The following is a 17,888-nucleotide window of genomic DNA, read 5'->3' as shown; positions in this document are numbered from 1 at the left end:
GCTAGGGGCGCGGCTTTAAAGAATTCTTAAATCCGGACGGCCAGACTGCCGGATGTCCGGTCAGGCGTGCTCCGTCGAGGCCGGTCTCCCCGCGAAGAGGCGAGTCCATGAGCGCTCATCCCAGCAGCATCTCCGCCCCCGTGTCCGAGCTCGACGAGGCGCCTTCGCCGCGCCGCGCGATGTGCCTGAGTGTGAACGGCCGCGCCTGCCCGATCAACGTGGACCCCGACCTGCCGCTGCTGCGCGTCCTGCGCCAGGACCTGGGCCTGACCGGCGCCGCGTACGGCTGTACGAACGGCCGCTGCAGCGCCTGCGTCGTGCATGTGGACGACCGGCCGACGCGCGCCTGCCGCATTCCCGTCCACGTGGTGCAGGGCGCGGAGATCGTCACGATCGAGGGGCTGGCCGCGCGCGAAGGCCTGCCGCCGGGCGAGCTGCACGCGGTGCAGCGCGCCTGGATCGAATGCAACGTGCCGCCGTGCCCCTGCCAGGCCGGCATGATCATGGCCGCAACCGCGCTGCTGATGGACAACCCGGACCCGAGCGAGGCCGAGATCGAGGCAGCGGTCTTCCTGGGCTGCGGTTGCGGCGTCCGTCCCCACGCGCTGCGCGCGATCCGTTCCCTGGCCGAGCACTTGCGTTCCTGGTGACGCGGCGTACGGCGCACCCCATCTTCCCCAGTTCGTCTTTCCCCAGCTCGTCTTTCCCACGCCCGTCTTTCCCGCCACGGAGTCCACCATGCTTTCCCTGCCTGCACGACGCGGTCTTCGCGTGTCTTCGTTTGCCTGCCTGCTGCTTGGCTCGACCGCCGTCTTCGCCGCCGACGACGGCTGGCACGTCACGGTGGGCGCGGGCGGACTGGACATGCCGCGCTATCCCGGCAGCGCGGACCGCCGCAGCCGGCTCGTGCCGGTGCTGAATGCCTCCTACGGGCGCTTTTTCCTCGGCGGCGTGCCGGGCTCGGGCTCGCCCGCGGGACTGGGCATGTACTTCCATCAGGACACGCAGTGGCGCGCGGGCATCTCGTTCGCCTACGACTTCGTGCAACCGCGCAAGGAATCCGACGACCGGCGCCGGCTGCACGGCATGGGCGATATCGACCGCACGGCGCGCGCCACCTTGTTCGGCAGCTATACCGCCGACTGGTTGACCGTGCGCGGCAGCGTTTCGTCCGACATTGGCGGCAAGGACCAGGGCACCACGGCATCGCTCGACGCGGAAGGCCGCTATCGCTGGAACGAGCGGCTGAGTTTCGTCGCCGGGCCGGGCGTGGCCTGGGCCGATGGCCGGCACAACCGCACCTTCTACGGCGTCGATGCGCTGCAGAGCCTGCGTTCGGGCTATGCGGCCTACCGTCCGGGTTCCGGTCTCGAATCGATCCGTTTCTCGCTGGGCGCCGACTATCGCTTCAACCCGCACTGGAGCGCCGGCGTACGCGCCATCGCCGCCCGCCTGCAGGGCGACGCGGCGGACAGCCCGCTGGTGGAGAAGCGCATGCAGAACACCTACGTGGCGTACGCGGCCTATCGCTTCTGAACACCTGCGGCGAGCGCTTCGCGCGCGGCCTTGGCCTGCGCGGGCAGATGCAGCCGCTCGGCCAGCGCCAGCGCTTCGCGGCGCTGCCGCTCGGCGGCCTTCGCATCGCCGAGTTTCTGGTCCAGTTCGGCGACCTGCAGCATGGAATAAGGCACGTACACCTGGAAGCCGATGCGCTGGCGCAGCGCCAGGCTGTCTGCGGCGAAGCGGCGCGCGCCCGGAAGGTCGCCATCCAGTTCGGCGACTTCGGCCAGGTGGCGCAGGTCGTATGAGAGCTCCAGGTCGCAATGGTTGGTTTCGGCGAGCTGCCGCGCCTGGCGCAGGCCCGGCGCGGAATCGGCGACGCGGTCCTGCATCTGGAACATCAGGGCGGCGAAGAACATCGCGTCGGCGCGGCGGCAGGGATCGGCCAGCTGCGGCGCGGCGGTGTCGAATGCGGCCTGCAGCGGCTTGAGGTCGCCCAGCGCAGCGCCAGTGAGCCGCTTGAAGTACTCGGAGACGGTGGCCGCGAAGCGGATGCGCGCCTTCAGGTCCGCGCTGGCATCGGCCTGCGCCGCGATGGCGGAGAGTGCGGCCAGCGTGGCGTCTTCCTGCGCATCCGGCAGGCCGGACAGGCGCGCGGCCTGCTGCACGCGTACCTGCTGGAGCAGCAGTTCCGCTTGTGCGGGCGGCGAAGGCCGATCATTCAGCGCCTGCCGCAACGCGGCCCGGGCAGTGGCGAAGTCGCCGGCATACATGGCGCGTTCGGCCTTGGCGACGGCGTCGCCGGCCGCGTTCGCGGCAAGCGCCATCGCGGCGAACGGAGCGACGAGCAGGGCGGAAGCGAAGAGGAAGGCGCGACGCATGGCGGGGTCCTCGGACGGGGCACGGAGCGGGGAGGTCCGAGCATCCGCAGCAACTTACGGTTGGCACGGCCGCCCGCGCATGCGCCGGAAGACGGGGGGCGGAGCGGCCGTGGTTGTACCCGATCAGCGTCCCGGCCGCTTGAACGCCTTGCGCGCCTTCTCCACCTTCGCGCGGATCGCGCAATGTTCCACGTGGTCGTCCACCAGCCCCATCGCCTGCATGAAGGCGTACATCGTGGTGGGGCCAACGAACTTCCAGCCGTCCTTCTTCAGTGCCTTGGACAAGGCGACCGATTCGGCCGAGGTGGCGATGGCCTGCGTCGGCGCCTTGCGCGGCGGCGCCTCGTAGCGCCACAGGAAGGCCGCCAGCGAACCCTCGCGCTCGATCAGGTCGACGGCGCGCCGGGCGTTGTTGATCACCGCCTCGATCTTGCCGCGGTGGCGGATGATCCCCTCGTTGCCGAGCAGGCGCTGCACGTCGCGCTCGGTGAAGCGCGCGATGCGGTGGAAGTCGAAATCGTGGAAGGCCGCGCGGAAGTTTTCCCGCTTGGCGAGAATCGTGCGCCAGCTGAGTCCGGACTGGAAACCTTCCAGGCTCAGCTTCTCGAACAGCCGGCGCTCGTCCGCCACCGGAAAGCCCCATTCGGTGTCGTGATAGTGCATGAAGTCCGGCGCCGCGCCGCTCCAGCGGCAGCGCGGCTTGCCGTCGGGCCCGGTGATCGTCTCGCTCATGGCGCGGCTCCGCCGGGCAGGAAGGCGAGGCGGACGTCGGATATCCCCGGCGCGAGCTCCGCCAGTTCGGCGCCGGTCACGTCCCCGGCCACGAACGGCATTGCGCGCGTGTCGGGCAGGCGGCGTTCGGGCACGGTGCCGAGGACGTCGTCCTTGCCGCGGACGTGCTGATGGAAGCCGCCGCGAGAGAGATTCACCGCGCCGGCCGTGTCGGCAAACGAGGTGTACTCGAAGCCCTGGCGATAGAACAGCGGGTCGGCCGCGGCGACGATCTGCTCGCGGATGGTCGTCCTTTTCTGCACGCTCGTCTCCCGTCCGGCTAGGACGGCTGTCCTAACGCAGGGCGAACACTAGGACGCACGTCCCAGGCCATCAAGAGGGCGGACCGTGCGCACGTAGACGCCGCCTTGCGGGCGACCGTCCTATGCTTGTGCGCGACCGGCCTCGGGGCCGGATGGCACCGGCCGCTGCCGGCCGGACGAAGAGGCTCGCCATGCAGCGGAACGAACCCACTTCCGGCGGCTACACACCCGCGGCGCTGCCGCCCAACGAAGCGGAGCGGTTGCGCGCGCTGTACGAGTACGCCGTACTCGACACGCTGCCGGAGCAGGCCTACGACGATGTGGTGAAGCTCGCGTCGTTCATCTGCGGCACGCCGGTCTCGCTGATTTCGCTGGTCGACCGCGACCGGCAATGGTTCAAGGCCAGGGTCGGGCTGGATGCCGCGCAGACGCCGCGCGAACAGGCGTTCTGCGCCCACGCGATCCTCCAGCCCGACGACGTGATGGTGGTGCCGGACGCGGGGAAGGACGCGCGTTTCGAGCACAACCCGCTGGTGACGGGCGACCCGCACATCCGTTTCTACGTGGGCGTGCCGCTGGTGACACCCTATGGCGAAGCGCTGGGCACGCTGTGCGCGATCGACCGCCGGCCGCGCCAGCTCTCCGCCGAGCAGCTCGACATGCTGCGCGCGCTGGCTCGGCAGGTGATGGCGCAGTTGGAACTGCAACGGGGCCTGCACCTGCTGGAACAGACGGTGGCGCACCAGGGACGCTACGTGGAACGGCTGGAGCACTATCAGAAGCTGATGGAAGAAGAGCGCGCGAAGCTGGAGGTGCACAGCGTCACCGACGCGCTGACCGGCCTGCTCAACCGCCGCGCCTTCGACGCGCGCCTGGAGCAGGAATTCGCCCGCGCCCGGCGCGAGCATGTGCCGGCGGCGCTGATCCTGCTCGATGCCGATGGCTTCAAGGACTACAACGACCGCTTCGGCCATCCGGCCGGCGACGCCGCGCTGCGTCAGCTCGCCGTGCTGTTGCGTGAGTCCTGCCGCGACTACGATTTCGTCGCGCGTTACGGCGGCGAGGAGTTCGCGGTCATCCTGCCCGGCACGCCGCGCGAAGCGGCGCTGGTGATCGCCGAACGCATCCGCCGCACCGTGCAGCGCGCCGCGTGGCCACATCGTCCGCTGACGGTGAGCGAGGGCGTCGCCGTGGTCCGTCCGTCGGCGCAGTCCGCCACGGAATGGCTGCGCGAAGCGGACCGGGCGCTCTACGAGGCGAAGGCTGCCGGGCGCAACCGCGTGCGCTGGGGCGAAAGCGCACGCGGATAGCGCATCACGCCGGCCGCGGGCGCGCGAAGTTCTGCTCGATCATCGTCTTGCCCCAGTGGGTGCCTTGCGTTTCCGACTGCAGGCGGAAACCCGCGCGCTCGTAGAGATGCCGCGCGGCATCGAGTCCCTGCACGGTCCACAGGCGGGTTTCGCGGAAGCCATGTGCGTCGCAGAAGCGCAAGGCCTCGTCCAGCAGGCGCTGGCCGACGCCCTGGCCTTGCACGCGCGCATCGACGATGAAGGTGCGCAGATGGGCGATGCCCGGTTCCAGGCTTTGCCCGTCGATGGCGACCGAGCCGACCAGCGCGTCACCCAGCATGGCGCGCCAGATCTGTGTGCCGGGCTGGTCCAGTCGTGCGGTGACGTCGGCCAGCGCGGTCGCCACGCGCGCTTCGAACACTTGGCCGAAACCGAGGTGCTCCGCGTAGTACGCCATGTGCAAGGCCGTCACTTGGCTGATGACGCCCGGCGCATATCCGGTTTCGATGCGCAGCTCTTCGCGGGCGGGTTCCGCGCCCAGCCGGTTGGCGCGCAGCGCCTCCGCATACGTGGCGAGGCTGGCGCAGACCGTGTCGAGCTGTGCCGGCGGGAGATGCGCCGTGGCCGCGGTGACCTGCCGGCGTGCGTACGCGTCGACGGCCGCGAGCGTGCGGCGACCCTGTTCGGTGAGCGCGAGCGGCTTGCTGCGCGCGTCGGCGCCTTGTTCGATCGGCGCCATTTCGCCGGCCGCGATCAGCTTCGCGAGCATGCGGCTGACGCTGGACTTGTCGAGCCCCAATACGTCGACCAGCTCGGCGGCGGTGAGCGAACCGCGCCGGCCCAGTTCGACGATGGCGTGTACCGCGGAGGGCGAATAGGCGGTACCGGCAAGGGTGGGGCGCAGGAAGCCCCATTCGCGCGCCATCTGGCGGGAGGCGGCGCGGATGCGGTCGATGGGATCGATCATGGGAACCCTCCGGCGGTCGTTAAGTTGCATCGTACAACCTTTTGGTGATCGAGGGCTCTGTTGGCAGGAATGCTCCCTAGGTATCTGGTAGTCAAGGATTATTGGCGGGTAAATCGAGATGGGCCGGCAGGTGATCCCAGCCATTTGAACATTTGACCCGGTTTTAATTGACGTCACAATTTGCCCGGGTATATATTCGTGCCGCCCGACCTGTGGCCAACAAGGATCCCCCCATGCCCATCTCCCATCTGGAGCCCTCCCAGGCCGCCGGCCGCGCCTTTGTCATGCGCGGTCTGGAAGGGCCGGTGCACATGCTCAACCTGCTGCGCTTCCGCGCCGTCGCCGACTACGCCGGTGCGCCGTCGCTCGCGCCGGCCGTACCGGTGAGCGGCGAGCAGGCGTTCCGCCGCTACGTCGAGCACACGCTCCCTTATCTGCGCGCCAGCGGCGGCGATGTCGTCTTTCTCGGTGCGGGCGGGCCATGGCTGATCGGTCCGGACGGAGAGCGCTGGGACATGGCGATGCTGGTCCGGCAGGACAGCGTCGATGCCTTCCTCGCTTTCGCCGCGCACGAGAGCTACCTCGCCGGTCTCGGCCACCGCACCGCCGCGCTGGAGGACTCACGCCTCCTGCCGCTGGCGGTCATGACCACGCCATCGATGGAAAGACACGCATGACGCAAGCCACTTCGCCCCGACACGCCAGCCGCGCCGTGCGCCTGCTGGACCGCCACTGGACCTGGCTGGACGCGCAACCGCTCGGCGCCGCTGCCAGCCTGCGCCGCCTCGTGGAAGACGCCAGCCGCGACGCCGATGGCCGCTATCGCCGCGCCGCCGCGCGGGACGCCTGCTATGTGCACATGCGCGACGCGGCCGGCGACCGCCCGCATTTCGAGGAGGCCGTGCGCGCATTGTTCGCCGATGATCGGCCACGGCTGCGCATGCTCGTCGCCGGCTGGCCCGAGGACGTCCGCCTACGCATTGCCATGTTGCTGGACGACGCAGGAGAGCAGCGATGACCGACCGCGCCCGGCGCAAGGCGCTGACCGCCGCCTACAAGCTCGCCTTTCCGCCCATGGGCATCTACGCCGTGCGCCACCTCGCGACCGGTCGCATGCTGGTGGACCGCAGCATCAACACCACGGCCGCGCTCAACCGCCATCGCGCCGAACTGCGCCTTGGATTGCATCGCATCCGGGCGTTGCAGCAGGAGTGGAACGAGCAGGGCGAAGCGGCCTTCGTCTTCGAAGTGCTGGAGCCGGTGGAGGAGCAGGCGGACCCGGCGTTCGACTACGACGCGGAGCTGGCACGGCGGCTGCAGCGATGGCGCGAGCGGATGCCGCCGGGTTCGGAAGCGTCGTATCTCTGACGGGCCGCCGTGCGCGGCGCATCGGAAAAAGCCGCTGTTGCGCGCCGCGTATCGCGAAAAAAATGCGCGGAATTTATGCGGCGCCGCCCGCGCTTGGCGGAACCTTTATTCGCGCTCCCGGCATGATGAGCCTCGCTTCTCCCAAGGCACGGCGCATCGACCATGACCATTCTGATCGTTCAAGGACCGCACGCCGACGGCCACGCCGTAGGCGGCGATTTCGTGGTGGCATTGCAGCGCGCCGTGCAGGCGGCGGGGCATACGCTCGCAGTCCTTTCCTGCGCCGGTCTGCGCGAAATGGTCGGCTGCATCCGCTCGCTGCGTCCAGGCGATACGGAGTTCGTCGTGTTCGATCCTGGCGAACTGGCAGGCCAGGTCAGCCGCCAGCCGGAAGCCAGCCTGCACGAAGCGCTGGATGCTCTGCCGACCCCCTACATCGAAATTCATGATGACAGCGGCGCCGCGATGGCGTCCCCCGATAGTCCTCATCATGCGCCGCTGGCCACCATCGTCATCAACGGCGACCTCTCGGCCAGCTACCGCATTGCCATGGGCATCGCCCTGCGACAGCTGGCGGCCTGAAAAGGCTTTGTCATGGCCATCGGCCATGATCGGCTACCCGGTACGCGCCGACGACGCTGCCTGGGTGCCTAAATTCCTGTCCTTGGTTCAGAAGAAGAAGGAGGGCGATGGCCATGCCCATCGAACCCGACCAGACCGACATCGACACTTTGCTGCTGATCGACGCAGGCAAACGCCCCCTGATCGCCCGCGCCCCCGCCGCACGGCTGATGCTGATGGGCTACCTCGCCCCCGTCGAAGCCGGCCTCGCCGCACTGGCCCCCGCAAGAATGGAAGCCAACGGACGCATCGTCCACCTGCGCATGACCTACCGCGCCGTCCGCCTGATCGCGCTCCACCGGAATCGGCACATCGACAACGACGTACCACCGGCGGGGTTCACGCCGCTTCGGCGGGCTGGGGGTTGAGGTGCTGGGATTTAGAAGCTCCGGAACGTTGGGGCTTTGATGTTGTGGAGTTTTGAAGCGCTGAGCATCGGAGTGCTCAGACGTCGATGTGGCGGATGGAGTTGGAGAGAAGGGTAGGAGATGGATGGCAGGAAGTACGTGGTAGCCAGCAACAGCAACAGCAACAGCAACAGCAACAGCAATGGCAGTGGCTGATTAGCGATATCCAGGAACGCTGAGGCTGCTCTTTCCCGTAGCGACACGCCTCACTTCTCCCTCTCCCCTCCGGGGAGAGGGCCGGGGTGAGGGGCCCTACGGAGCGAAACCTTCCATCGCTCCCCACGCGAATGCTGTCGGAGTAAACGCAGCAAACCCCAACACACGCCATCTTCATGCATATCGCTTCGTTGAGATGCGCCTGCGGCGCATCTCAACATGTGGAGTTGCTCTAGCCGGGCCTTCGCGAGCACCCGCCCCTCATCCCGCCTTCTCTCCCACGGGGACTACCTTCGGGTCGCCCGGAGGGGAGAAGGAGAAGTGCGGTACCGAGGCAAGCAGCCAACGACCCAACAAGAGCGAGCGAAGCGACGCTCCGTGCCGCTATTGATCTTCCGGGTTCCCTTCGCGGCGGTGAGGGCTGGACGATCAGGCCCGCGAAGCGGGGCGGGGACAGGACGTCCCCGCCTTTTCGATCAGGGCATGGATGCCCTGTCGAAAAGCCCGGCCAGCCCTCAACGCACCCGGAGCAGCGAAGGCTGCGGAGGGCGCCGCGCAGGGGGCCCTTCTTCTTGGTTACTTCTTCTTGGGCAAGCAAGAAGAAGTAACTCGCTCTCCGGCAGGAGAGCGAAACCCTCGCCCCGCGAGGGGCGAGACACGACTGGCGACACGCGCGACAACCCCATCCCCCAACACCCCCATCAGAAATCAAGAAGCACCATCCCCCACACCCCACTAAACTCCCGCCAACCTCGACCCACCCGGTCACCCGTCAGCCCGCAAGGAACCCACCCCAACATGGCCACGAGGAAGACCCCGTCATCCCCCGCGCCCCGCGCCGCCGACTCCCACGACCTGATCCGCGTCCACGGCGCCCGCGAAAACAACCTCAAGAACGTGAGCGTCGCCATTCCCAAGCGCCGGCTCACCGTGTTCACTGGCGTGTCCGGCTCGGGCAAGAGCTCGCTGGTGTTCGACACCATCGCCGCCGAATCGCAGCGCCTCATCAACGAGACCTACAGCGCCTTCGTGCAGGGCTTCCTGCCCTCGCTGGCGCGGCCGGAGGTCGATGTGCTCGACGGCCTGACCACCGCGATCGTGGTGGATCAGGAGCGCATGGGGTCCGATCCGCGCTCCACCGTCGGTACCGCCACCGACGCGCACGCCATGCTGCGCATCCTGTTCAGCCGTGTCGGCAAGCCGCACATCGGGCCGCCAAGCGCATTCGCCTTCAACGTAGCCTCGGTGAAAGCCGTGGGGGCCATCACCGTCGAGCGCGGTGAAAAGACCAAAGCAGTGAAGCAGACCTTCGAGCGCACCGGAGGCATGTGTCCGCGCTGCGAAGGCCGCGGCACGGTCACCGACTTCGACCTCTCACAGCTCTACGACGACAGCAAGTCGCTCAACCAGGGGGCGCTTGCCGTGCCCGGCTACAGCATGGACGGCTGGTACGGGCGCATCTTCACCGGTTGCGGCTTCTTCGACCCGGACAAGCCGATCCGCAAGTTCACCAAGAAGGAGCTGCACGCGCTGCTCTACCAGGAACCTACCAAGATCAAGGTCGACGGCATCAACCTGACCTACGAAGGCCTGATCCCGAAGATCCAGAAGTCGATGCTGTCGAAGGACGTCGAGGCCATGCAGCCGCACGTGCGCGCCTTCGTCGAGCGCGTGATCACCTTCAGCACCTGCCCCGACTGCGGCGGCACGCGGCTCAGCGAAGCGGCGCGTTCGTGCAAGATCAAGGGCATCAGCATCGCCGACGCCTGTGCAATGCAGATCAGCGACCTGGCTGCGTGGATACGCGGCCTGAAGGAGCCCGCGCTGGCGCCGCTGCTGTCGTCGCTGGGCGCGCTGCTCGATGCCTTCGTGGAGATCGGGCTGGGTTACCTCAGCCTGGACCGGTCGTCGGGCACGCTGTCGGGCGGCGAGGCGCAGCGTACCAAGATGATCCGCCACCTCGGCTCTTCGCTCACCGACGTCACCTATGTGTTCGACGAGCCGACCATCGGCCTGCATCCGCACGACATCCAGCGCATGAACGCCTTGCTGCTGCGATTGCGCGACAAGGGCAACACCGTGCTGGTGGTGGAGCACAAGCCGGAAGTGATCGCCATCGCCGACCACGTGGTCGACTTGGGGCCGGGCGCCGGCGCGGCGGGCGGCGAGGTGGTGTACGAGGGCGACGTCGGCGGCCTGCGGAAGAGCGGCACGCTGACCGGGAAGCACCTGGACGATCGCGCCGCCCTGAAGCGCTCGGTGCGCAAGCCGAACGGCGCCATGAAAGTGCGCGGCGCCAACCTGCACAACCTCAAGAAGGTCAACGTCGATATTCCGCTAGGCGTGCTGGTGGTGGTGACGGGCGTGGCCGGTTCGGGCAAGAGTTCGCTGATCCACGGTTCGGTATCCACGCAAGAGGGCGTGGTATCGATCGACCAGACGCCCATCCGCGGCTCGCGGCGCAGCAATCCGGCCACGTACACCGGCCTGCTCGATCCGATCCGCAACGCGTTTGCCAAGGCCAATGGCGTGAAGCCCGCGCTGTTCAGTGCCAACTCCGAGGGCGCGTGTCCCGAGTGCAATGGCGCAGGCGTGATCTATACGGACCTGGGCATGCTGGCCGGCACCGCCACGGTGTGCGAGGCCTGCGAAGGCAAGCGGTTCCAGCCGGCAGTGCTGAAGTACCGCTTCGGCGGGCGCGATATCAGCGAGGTGCTGGCGATGTCGGTAAGCGAGGCGAAGGCGTTCTTCGACCACGCCAAGTCGCGCGTGCCGGCGGCGGTGGCGGTGCTGGAGCGGCTGGCTGACGTGGGCCTGGGTTATCTCAGCCTGGGGCAGCCGTTGACGACGCTTTCGGGCGGCGAGCGTCAGCGCCTGAAGCTGGCGACGGCGATGGCGGAGAAGGGCGACGTCTATGTTCTCGACGAACCGACGGCGGGCCTGCACCTGGCGGACGTCGAACAGTTGCTCGGCTTGCTCGACCGGCTGGTGGACGGTGGGAAGTCGGTGATCGTGATCGAGCATCACCAGGCGGTGATGGCGCATGCGGACTGGATCATCGATCTGGGGCCGGGGGCGGGGCACGATGGGGGACGGGTGGTGTTCGAGGGGACGCCGCGGGCGTTGGTAGAGGGGCGGGGGACGGTGACGGGGGGCATTTGGCGGTTTATGTGGGGGCGTAGGTTGGGTGGTCGTTTGTGACGACGGTGGGCGCTTGTTTTTGGGTTCGTCGTTTCATCGCCGTGATTCCGGCGTAGGTCGCCTCGTGGCCAGCCTTGTCTCGCCCGGCGGGCGAGGGTTTCGCTCTCCTGCCGGAGAGCGAGTTACTTCTTCTTTGCTTGCCCAAAGAAGAAGTAACCAAGAAGAAAAGGCACCCTGCGCGGCGCCCTCCGGTGGCCTTCGCCACCTCCGGGTGCGTTGAGGGCTGGCCGGGCTTTTCGACAGGGCATCCTGCCCTGATCGAAAAGGCGGGGACGTCCTGTCCCCGCCCGCCTGCGGCGGCCTGATCGTCCAGCCCTCACCGCCGCGAAGGGAACCCGGGAGATCAAGAGCGTTACGGAGCGTCGCTTCGCTCGCTCTTGTTTGTTCTTGCCTCGGTATTCACTTCGCCTTCTCCCCTCCGGGCGACCCGAAGGTAGTCCCCGTGGGAGAGAAGGCGGGATGAGGGGCGGGTGCTGGCGATAAGGTTTCGATAGCTCTGCCAGCCAAGCGAGCCCGTGCAGCCAACTTGACCCGCTCGCCTCACACTCCTTCCCGCACTCCTTCCCTCACATGCGTCGCCGCCCGCTGCAACGCCGGCACCACACTCTCCACCGGGCATACCCCATGTTCGCCAGCCATGCACCCACTCGGCTGCAGCACCTGCATGGCCGGTGGTGAGGTGTCGTCGAGAGGGCTCAGGTTGCGCAGTTGGTCCAGGCTCTGCGCCTGGTAGAACGCGCGTACATAGCGCTTGCCGTCCGATGGGCGGCGCCACAGTTCGATGCCCAGTGCGCCGCCGATCGGTGGGTCGTCCTTGGCGTAGCCGGCGAGTTGGAAATGCATGCCGAGTACGGAGGCCAGGGCTACGATGTTGTTGTCGCTGCCGACCAGCACGTTGAGTTTCGGTGCGGTGGGGGCGGTCAGCAGGTCGAGTACGCGCCGGCTCATGACCGAGGCCACGCGTTCGGACTGGTAGCGCGGGCGGGCGTGGATGTCGAAGAGCAGGGCGTGGAGCTGGGAGAGTTGCTGCCTGCGCAAGACGTCGGTGCGGCCCCAGCCGACCTGGTCGAGCTGCCGCCCTTCGGCGTACGCCATCAGGATGGCTTCGGCGGTGCCGGAGGTGGTGGCGATGGGGCCGGTCAGGGTCATGTCGCCGATGTCGGGGGAAAGCGAAAGGTCGCCTTGCCAATGCGTGGGCGAGCACCACGCCGGATCGCGATCGCCGCCGCAGCCCATGACCTGGGCCATGGCGGCCAGCGCGTCGGCGTGGGGAACGAGGAGGGCATCGGGGCCGCCCGTTTCGCTCTGGATGGAGGCGATCGCATCGGCGGCACGCCAGTCCGTCGCCTTGGCTTCGATGGGATGGAACAGCGGATCTTCACTGCCTTGCGGCAAATGGCGGACCGTCACATGGCAACCGGGCGCGAAACTTTCCGCTAGTGCGGCGGCGCTGTCGATGGTGCGCTGGTCGGTATTGGCCCAGAACCATAACTGGCCCGCGGGAGGACAGCCGCGTTCGGCGAACAGGCCCTGCGCGGCCAGGCGACGGCGGTCATAAGTACCCATTTGCTTCACGCCGGCCACGCCGTGCGGTGTCAGCTGGCTGGGCGGTTGTGTCCAGCGGGGCCAGGGTTTGCCGGACGCCTCGTCGAGCTGGATTTCGCCGGGCAGCGGCGTGCGGACGCCATGGCGATAGAGCAGGATGACGCGCTCCAGGCGCAGGTCGCCATCGTCGATCGCGTCGGCCCGCGCCGACAGCACCGCCAGGCAGGCGCCGAGCAGCAGCCATCCCAGCGCGTGCGGCAGCCACCGGTACGTGGTGATACGGATTGCCATGGCATGGGGTCCTTGCAGGAAAGCACCGGCGTGGGTGCCGGACGAGCAGCGCTTTGCGATGGACGGCGGCGCTGCGTTTCAGGGTGAGAGGTCGGCGGCGCCGCAACGCGATGGCGCGAACTGCGGATTGCAGCGCGCAGGGTGATGATCGGGAAAGCCGACGGCATAGCCGTTGGCCGCGGGCTCGCCTGCGGGAAAGTCGGTGCTCAGCAACTGCGCGCCGCTGGCGAGCATGGCATCGCGCCGCGCGGTGTCGTTGCGTCGCGCTTCCTTCAGGTCCGCATCGGTGCGGGTGCGGACCAGGTAACCCTGCCGCACCAGGCGCGCGATGCTATCCGCATCGCCGTCGTTGAGTTCGGTGAAGGCGGCATCGTCGGTGCCGGGTACGGCGTTGGTGAACATCACGCGGCCGCGCAGCGAGGGATGTCCCTGCAGATAGGCCGGCCCAACGACACGCTGGTCGAGCAGGAAGATCACCTTGCCGCGCGCGCTCTCCAGCGTCGGCCAGCCTTGGGCGAGAATGGCGGCGTTGAGCGTGGCGAAGCCGCCGCGCACGTCGTCGGGGGCGAGGTATTCCTCGCGCGCGAACACCGAACGGAGGGTCGCATCCAGCGCGTCGAGCGTCTTGGCGTCGAAGGGCTCGGGCGATACGGCAGGGAAAGGCAGGTGCTGCGGCGATTGCTCGGTTTCCAGCAGCACGAACAGCGGCAAATGGCGCGGGTGCGCCTTCGACCAGGCGCGCACCTCGCGCAGGCAGGCCACCCGGGGTTGGCAGGTGCTGCGCTGGTCCAGGTCCTGCATGTGCATCACCTTGAAACCCGGACGCTTCATCACGTCCGCCGCGGCGAAAGGCGGATCGGGTGGCAGGCCGGCCTTGGCCACCTGCGCGGCGATGGCAGGATGCGCATAGCGCCCGCCGGCGGCATCCGCATAGATGTCCAGCTCGATCTGGCGCACGCCGTCGTCGAACTGACGGGCCAGCGGCGGATGCCGGTAGTCGAGTGCGGCGAACAGGGCCGGGTCGAATGTCTTCAGCACCGCCGCCTCGCCCGGCGCGAGTCCGGCGTGATAGCTGTTGTGGCTGCCGACGTACTGGAGCTGGTTGAGCCGCAGCGGCGCGGCGGTGCCGGCGTTCGTACCGGCGGCAAGAACGTAGAGCAAGGCGCCGAGCGCGCCGGTGCGGAAGCGTCGACGTAGATGGCGAGAGGAAGGCCGCATTCCTGGCGACGGACACAGATCGGTCATGGTGGTTCGCTGCGTGTGGGCCGGCCCGATGTACGTGTCGCGGCGTTTTGATCGAGATATCCGGGCGATTCTGGGATCTCGGTTTTGCATTTCGGTGACGGTGGTGTGAAGGCTGCGCTCGGCATTTGGACGTCTAAATGGCGGGCCGTCATCGAGGCGCGGCGGACTGCCTCGCAGCGATGACATGCACTGGCGCAATGTGAGCGGAGCGGATGCGTGGCTTGCGAAGCGCTGACAACGAGCCCGCGATGTGCACGCATGAACACGACGCGTCGCCTCCATGCGGCACGTATCACGCTTTTTCCCGGCCACGGCTTTTACCATCGCCGGCGCAGGGGGGAATCACTTGGAGATGGTCATGTTCCCCGGATTCGCCGGCCGCTTCGCCGTGTCTGTCCTGCTTGCCTGCCTTGCCTGGAGCGCGTGCGCCGTCGCCGCGGATGCGCCGACGCCAGGGACCGATTTCCTGGTGCGCGCTGATCCTTCCGTGCCGCGTCCGTCGAGTACGCCGTGCACCGAAGAGCTGGCCAACGTATCGACGATCGGCGAGGGCTATGGATTCTTCAGTTATTCGCCCTACCACTGCGGCGCGGGCCCGTGGGCCAAGATCGTGCTGGAGATGGACTTCAACCTCACCGACGACAGGCCAGGCAATCGCGTACCGCTGCCGCTGACGGTGTGGCTGGATGGCGTGAACCTCTACTTCGGCAGCATCGCGCTGGCCAGCAACCACGATGTGATGGCTCCGTGCAACGAGGTGTACTGCGGCCATCTCGAGCGCGACGTGACCGATTACGCCTCGCTGCTCCGCTACCGCGGCGGCACGCATCAGGCCTCGGGCAACTGGATCGCCGGCGTGGGCGACGAAACCACGAAAAGCGGCCCGAGCTTCTTCGGCGTCGCTCGCCTCAAGTACTACCCGCCCACGGCCACTGAGCCGGTGCCGGTGGCGCCCGACACGGTGATCCCGCTTGGCGCTGCCCAGTTCTCCAACGACAGCTACGCCCTCGGTGTGCTGGCCGACCTGCGCACCACCGCGGATCGCCTGGAAGTCACGCTCAACAAGGCTGGGCAGGCATCGCTGCCACGGAACATCGAGCGCGCGTATCTGGACGTGATCGTGCGTCCCTCGACCTACAACTACGTACCGACCAGCACGCAGACCGGCTATCTCGACACCAACGATCCCTGGTTCACCTGCGTGCCGTTCCCGCTGGCCGCGGCGTTTCCCCGGCTCGTGCTGGACGAGAAGCGCAACTTTGCGGCGCATTGCATCGGCGGCGCGTTCCGCGAGGCGGAGGTGAGCATCGATGGCCGCCCCGCCGGCGTGGTGCCGCTGTATCCGTCCTATCCCACCATGAGCGAGGGCGATGCCAAGTTGTGGCGTTCCTCCATGCAGCCGCAGGAGTTCCTGTACGTACCGCACCGCGTCGATCTGAGTCCGTTCGCGGCGATGCTCAGCGATGGCGCGCCGCATACGGTGGCGGTGGGCATCGCCAGCAACAGCCGTGCGGCGCTGACCAACAATCCCGTAGCGGGCGTGTGGGCGACGGCCAACCTGCTGCTCTACCAGGACCATCGCCTGAAGCAGGTAACCGGCATGGTCACCCGCAATGATCTCGCCGGCCTGCCGGCCACGCCGCGGTCGACCAGCACTCTGGCGCGCGATCGCCAGGGCAACCTCGGCGGCAGCCTCACCACGGCCTTGCGCCGGCACTTCGTGATCGATGGCTACGTGGATGGCTCCAAGGGGCGCATCCGCCATCGCGTCGAGCGTTGGGTGAACTTCGACAACACGCAGCAGTTCAGCGTGTCGAGCGAGCGGGTCGGTTCGATGTCGCGCCGGATCTACGAGAAGACCATCACCCTGAAAAGCACGGAGTCCGGCAAGACGCGCACCTATCTCAACGGTGTGCTGGCCGACGAGCACATCACCAACTACGGTTATCCGATGTCGAGCTATTACTACCTGTGGCACGACCCGACGGTGGAGCGCGAGATCAAGAAGTTCCGCCAGGACGTGGGCCTGCAGCTGGTGCGCCGCGCGAACGGCAATACGGTCTACAGCGCGGTCACGCAGAACCTCACCGGCGGCGAACTCGACGTCACGACCGGCCTCTATCCGTACCGCGTGTTCACCAAGGTCAACGACCGCAACAGCTGGCAGACCTTCCGCTTCAACGATTCGCTGGGCAGCTGCTACGACACCATGCTCACCACGCGCGACGGCAAGCTGGCGACGTGGAACACCGGCGGCAGCTGCACGGACGGGCAGAACCGCCTGTTCTGGCAGAGCCGGCCGGACGGGTCGCCGGATGCGCTGGGGTGGCTCGGTTATCCGTAAGCGCGTGAATGCGGCCAGATAACAGCCGCTATCGGACAGCCAATCGGCCGGGGAATCGTTTCCCCGGCCAGACCGTCACAATGACTGCGAGTGGCTCAGTACGTCGGCTGGCTGGCGGCGCTCGCTGGGACGACAGGGCGCTCCGGCGCCATCCAGCTGCGGCATGTCCGTCTTCTGCATTTGCTTGCGCCTGCTCGCGAGCTTGTCGAGCAGGCGCCGCATGGGCCGGCTGTGGCTTCGCTCAGTCGAGCGGACGCACCCAGATATTGCGGAAGCTGATCGGCGCCGACGGGTCGCCGTGCGCCTGCAGCTTGATCGGCGCATCGACGTAGGGCTTGTAGACCGGCTTGCCGATGTAGAACGTCTCGCCCTGCAGCTGGGTGTGGTTCTGCACCAGCACGCCGTTGTGGAACACGGTGACGTAGGCCGGCGACTTCAGGCTGCCGTCGGCGGCGAAGCTCGGCGCGGTCCACACGATGTCGTAGGCCTGCCATTCGCCCGGCGGGCGCATGGCATTGGCCAGCGGCGGCGTCTGCTTGTAGATGGAGGCGGCCTGGCCGTTGACGTAGGTCTTGTTGTTGTACGAGTCCAGGATCTGGACTTCGTAGCCTTCGTCGCCCGGGCCGGTCGAGGCGAGGAACACGCCGCTGTTGCCGCGCGCCTGGCCTTCGCCGGTGACGTTCTTCGGTATCTGCCATTCCAGGTGCAGCTGGTAGCTCTTGAAGCGGCGCCTGGTCTGGATGTTGCCGGTAGCCTTGTCGACGGTCAGCATGCCGTCATGGGCTTTCCAATGCGCGGGCGAGTGGTCCTTCGAGGCCTCCCACTGGTCGAGGCTGCGGCCGTCGAACAGTACGACCGCGTCGGAAGGCGGCGCGGCATCGCGCTGGCCGGGCGTCACTACCGGCGGTACCGGTTCCCATTGCTCGGTGGCCTTGGGGTCGCCGGCCGGCGGCGTGTTCTGCGCCGCCGCGGCGGAAGCGGCGAGCGCGATGGGGAGGAGGGCGAGCGCTATACGCGAGTTCATGGCGTGGGTCCGTTG

17 protein-coding genes are annotated in these 17,888 nt (G+C 67.7%); 10 read left to right on the top strand and 7 right to left on the bottom strand.

Annotation, left to right across the window (positions count from 1 at the left end; all coding sequences use genetic code 11):
- Nucleotides 1-107 precede the first annotated feature (107 nt).
- On the top strand, nt 108-650 hold the full coding sequence (locus tag RKE25_RS14500) for a 2Fe-2S iron-sulfur cluster-binding protein (RefSeq protein ID WP_311838807.1): 543 nt from the start codon (nt 108-110) through the stop codon (nt 648-650).
- An 88-nt stretch (nt 651-738) separates the two neighbouring features.
- The gene (locus tag RKE25_RS14495) at nt 739-1,536 is read left to right on the top strand and encodes a MipA/OmpV family protein (protein WP_311838806.1); all 798 of its coding nucleotides are present in this window, start codon (nt 739-741) and stop codon (nt 1,534-1,536) included.
- On the opposite strand, the gene RKE25_RS14490 is transcribed toward RKE25_RS14495, so the two are convergent.
- The 3 genes from RKE25_RS14490 to RKE25_RS14480 form a co-directional block, all read right to left on the bottom strand.
- On the bottom strand, nt 1,524-2,381 hold the full coding sequence (locus RKE25_RS14490) for a hypothetical protein (protein WP_311838805.1): 858 nt from the start codon (nt 2,379-2,381) through the stop codon (nt 1,524-1,526). The two genes, RKE25_RS14495 and RKE25_RS14490, sit on opposite strands and share 13 nt — an antisense overlap.
- 123 nt (nt 2,382-2,504) lie before the next feature.
- Nucleotides 2,505-3,113: a DNA-3-methyladenine glycosylase I gene (locus RKE25_RS14485; protein ID WP_311838804.1), complete on the bottom strand. Its 609-nt coding sequence runs from the start codon at nt 3,111-3,113 to the stop codon at nt 2,505-2,507.
- The gene (locus RKE25_RS14480; protein ID WP_311838803.1) at nt 3,110-3,415 is read right to left on the bottom strand and encodes a TetR/AcrR family transcriptional regulator; all 306 of its coding nucleotides are present in this window, start codon (nt 3,413-3,415) and stop codon (nt 3,110-3,112) included. Before RKE25_RS14480 ends, RKE25_RS14485 begins: the two co-directional genes overlap by 4 nt.
- Before the next feature lie 191 nt (nt 3,416-3,606).
- Here RKE25_RS14480 and RKE25_RS14475 point away from each other — a divergent pair, with 191 nt between their 5' ends.
- Nucleotides 3,607-4,725: a sensor domain-containing diguanylate cyclase gene (locus tag RKE25_RS14475; protein WP_311838802.1), complete on the top strand. Its 1,119-nt coding sequence runs from the start codon at nt 3,607-3,609 to the stop codon at nt 4,723-4,725.
- Nucleotides 4,726-4,729: 4 nt separating this feature from the next.
- On the opposite strand, the gene RKE25_RS14470 is transcribed toward RKE25_RS14475, so the two are convergent.
- Complete coding sequence (locus tag RKE25_RS14470) at nt 4,730-5,671, bottom strand: helix-turn-helix domain-containing GNAT family N-acetyltransferase (RefSeq protein ID WP_311838801.1); 942 nt, start codon at nt 5,669-5,671, stop codon at nt 4,730-4,732.
- Between the two features lie 233 nt (nt 5,672-5,904).
- Between RKE25_RS14470 and RKE25_RS14465 the strand changes: the two genes are divergently transcribed.
- The 6 genes from RKE25_RS14465 (at nt 5,905) to RKE25_RS14440 (ending at nt 11,424) form a co-directional block, all read left to right on the top strand.
- Nucleotides 5,905-6,348 (top strand): DUF1330 domain-containing protein, encoded by a 444-nt coding sequence (locus tag RKE25_RS14465; RefSeq protein WP_311838800.1) that lies wholly within the window; start codon nt 5,905-5,907, stop codon nt 6,346-6,348.
- On the top strand, nt 6,345-6,689 hold the full coding sequence (locus RKE25_RS14460) for a DUF2239 family protein (protein ID WP_311838799.1): 345 nt from the start codon (nt 6,345-6,347) through the stop codon (nt 6,687-6,689). Before RKE25_RS14465 ends, RKE25_RS14460 begins: the two co-directional genes overlap by 4 nt.
- Nucleotides 6,686-7,039, top strand: a complete 354-nt coding sequence (locus tag RKE25_RS14455) for a GIY-YIG nuclease family protein (protein ID WP_311838798.1) — start codon at nt 6,686-6,688, stop codon at nt 7,037-7,039. The genes RKE25_RS14460 and RKE25_RS14455 overlap by 4 nt, the downstream gene beginning before the upstream one ends.
- A 162-nt stretch (nt 7,040-7,201) precedes the next feature.
- The gene (locus RKE25_RS14450) at nt 7,202-7,621 is read left to right on the top strand and encodes a hypothetical protein (RefSeq protein ID WP_311838797.1); all 420 of its coding nucleotides are present in this window, start codon (nt 7,202-7,204) and stop codon (nt 7,619-7,621) included.
- Between the two features lie 113 nt (nt 7,622-7,734).
- Nucleotides 7,735-8,028 (top strand): hypothetical protein, encoded by a 294-nt coding sequence (locus RKE25_RS14445; protein ID WP_311838796.1) that lies wholly within the window; start codon nt 7,735-7,737, stop codon nt 8,026-8,028.
- A 993-nt stretch (nt 8,029-9,021) separates the two neighbouring features.
- A complete protein-coding gene (locus tag RKE25_RS14440; protein ID WP_311838795.1) occupies nt 9,022-11,424 on the top strand; it encodes an excinuclease ABC subunit UvrA in 2,403 nt (800 codons plus the stop codon).
- A 540-nt stretch (nt 11,425-11,964) separates the two neighbouring features.
- Here RKE25_RS14440 and RKE25_RS14435 read toward each other — a convergent pair.
- Both RKE25_RS14435 and RKE25_RS14430 read right to left on the bottom strand, forming a co-directional pair.
- A complete protein-coding gene (locus tag RKE25_RS14435; protein ID WP_311838794.1) occupies nt 11,965-13,260 on the bottom strand; it encodes a histidine-type phosphatase in 1,296 nt (431 codons plus the stop codon).
- Nucleotides 13,261-13,338: 78 nt separating this feature from the next.
- Nucleotides 13,339-14,505 (bottom strand): phosphatidylinositol-specific phospholipase C1-like protein, encoded by a 1,167-nt coding sequence (locus RKE25_RS14430; protein WP_311838793.1) that lies wholly within the window; start codon nt 14,503-14,505, stop codon nt 13,339-13,341.
- Between the two features lie 358 nt (nt 14,506-14,863).
- Between RKE25_RS14430 and RKE25_RS14425 the strand changes: the two genes are divergently transcribed.
- Nucleotides 14,864-16,849 carry a peptide-N4-asparagine amidase gene (locus RKE25_RS14425; RefSeq protein WP_311838792.1) on the top strand — a complete coding sequence of 662 codons (1,986 nt, stop codon included), beginning with the start codon at nt 14,864-14,866 and terminating at the stop codon, nt 16,847-16,849.
- 241 nt (nt 16,850-17,090) lie between these two features.
- Here the strand turns inward: RKE25_RS14425 and RKE25_RS14420 are convergent, their stop codons facing one another.
- Nucleotides 17,091-17,873, bottom strand: a complete 783-nt coding sequence (locus RKE25_RS14420; protein WP_311838791.1) for a DUF1080 domain-containing protein — start codon at nt 17,871-17,873, stop codon at nt 17,091-17,093.
- Nucleotides 17,874-17,888: the final 15 nt, after the last annotated feature.

The organism is Dyella sp. BiH032 (assembly GCF_031954525.1).
Lineage (GTDB): Bacteria > Pseudomonadota > Gammaproteobacteria > Xanthomonadales > Rhodanobacteraceae > Dyella_D.
Note: the sequence above shows the minus strand (reverse complement) of the source record. Positions and strands in the feature narration are given on the sequence as shown.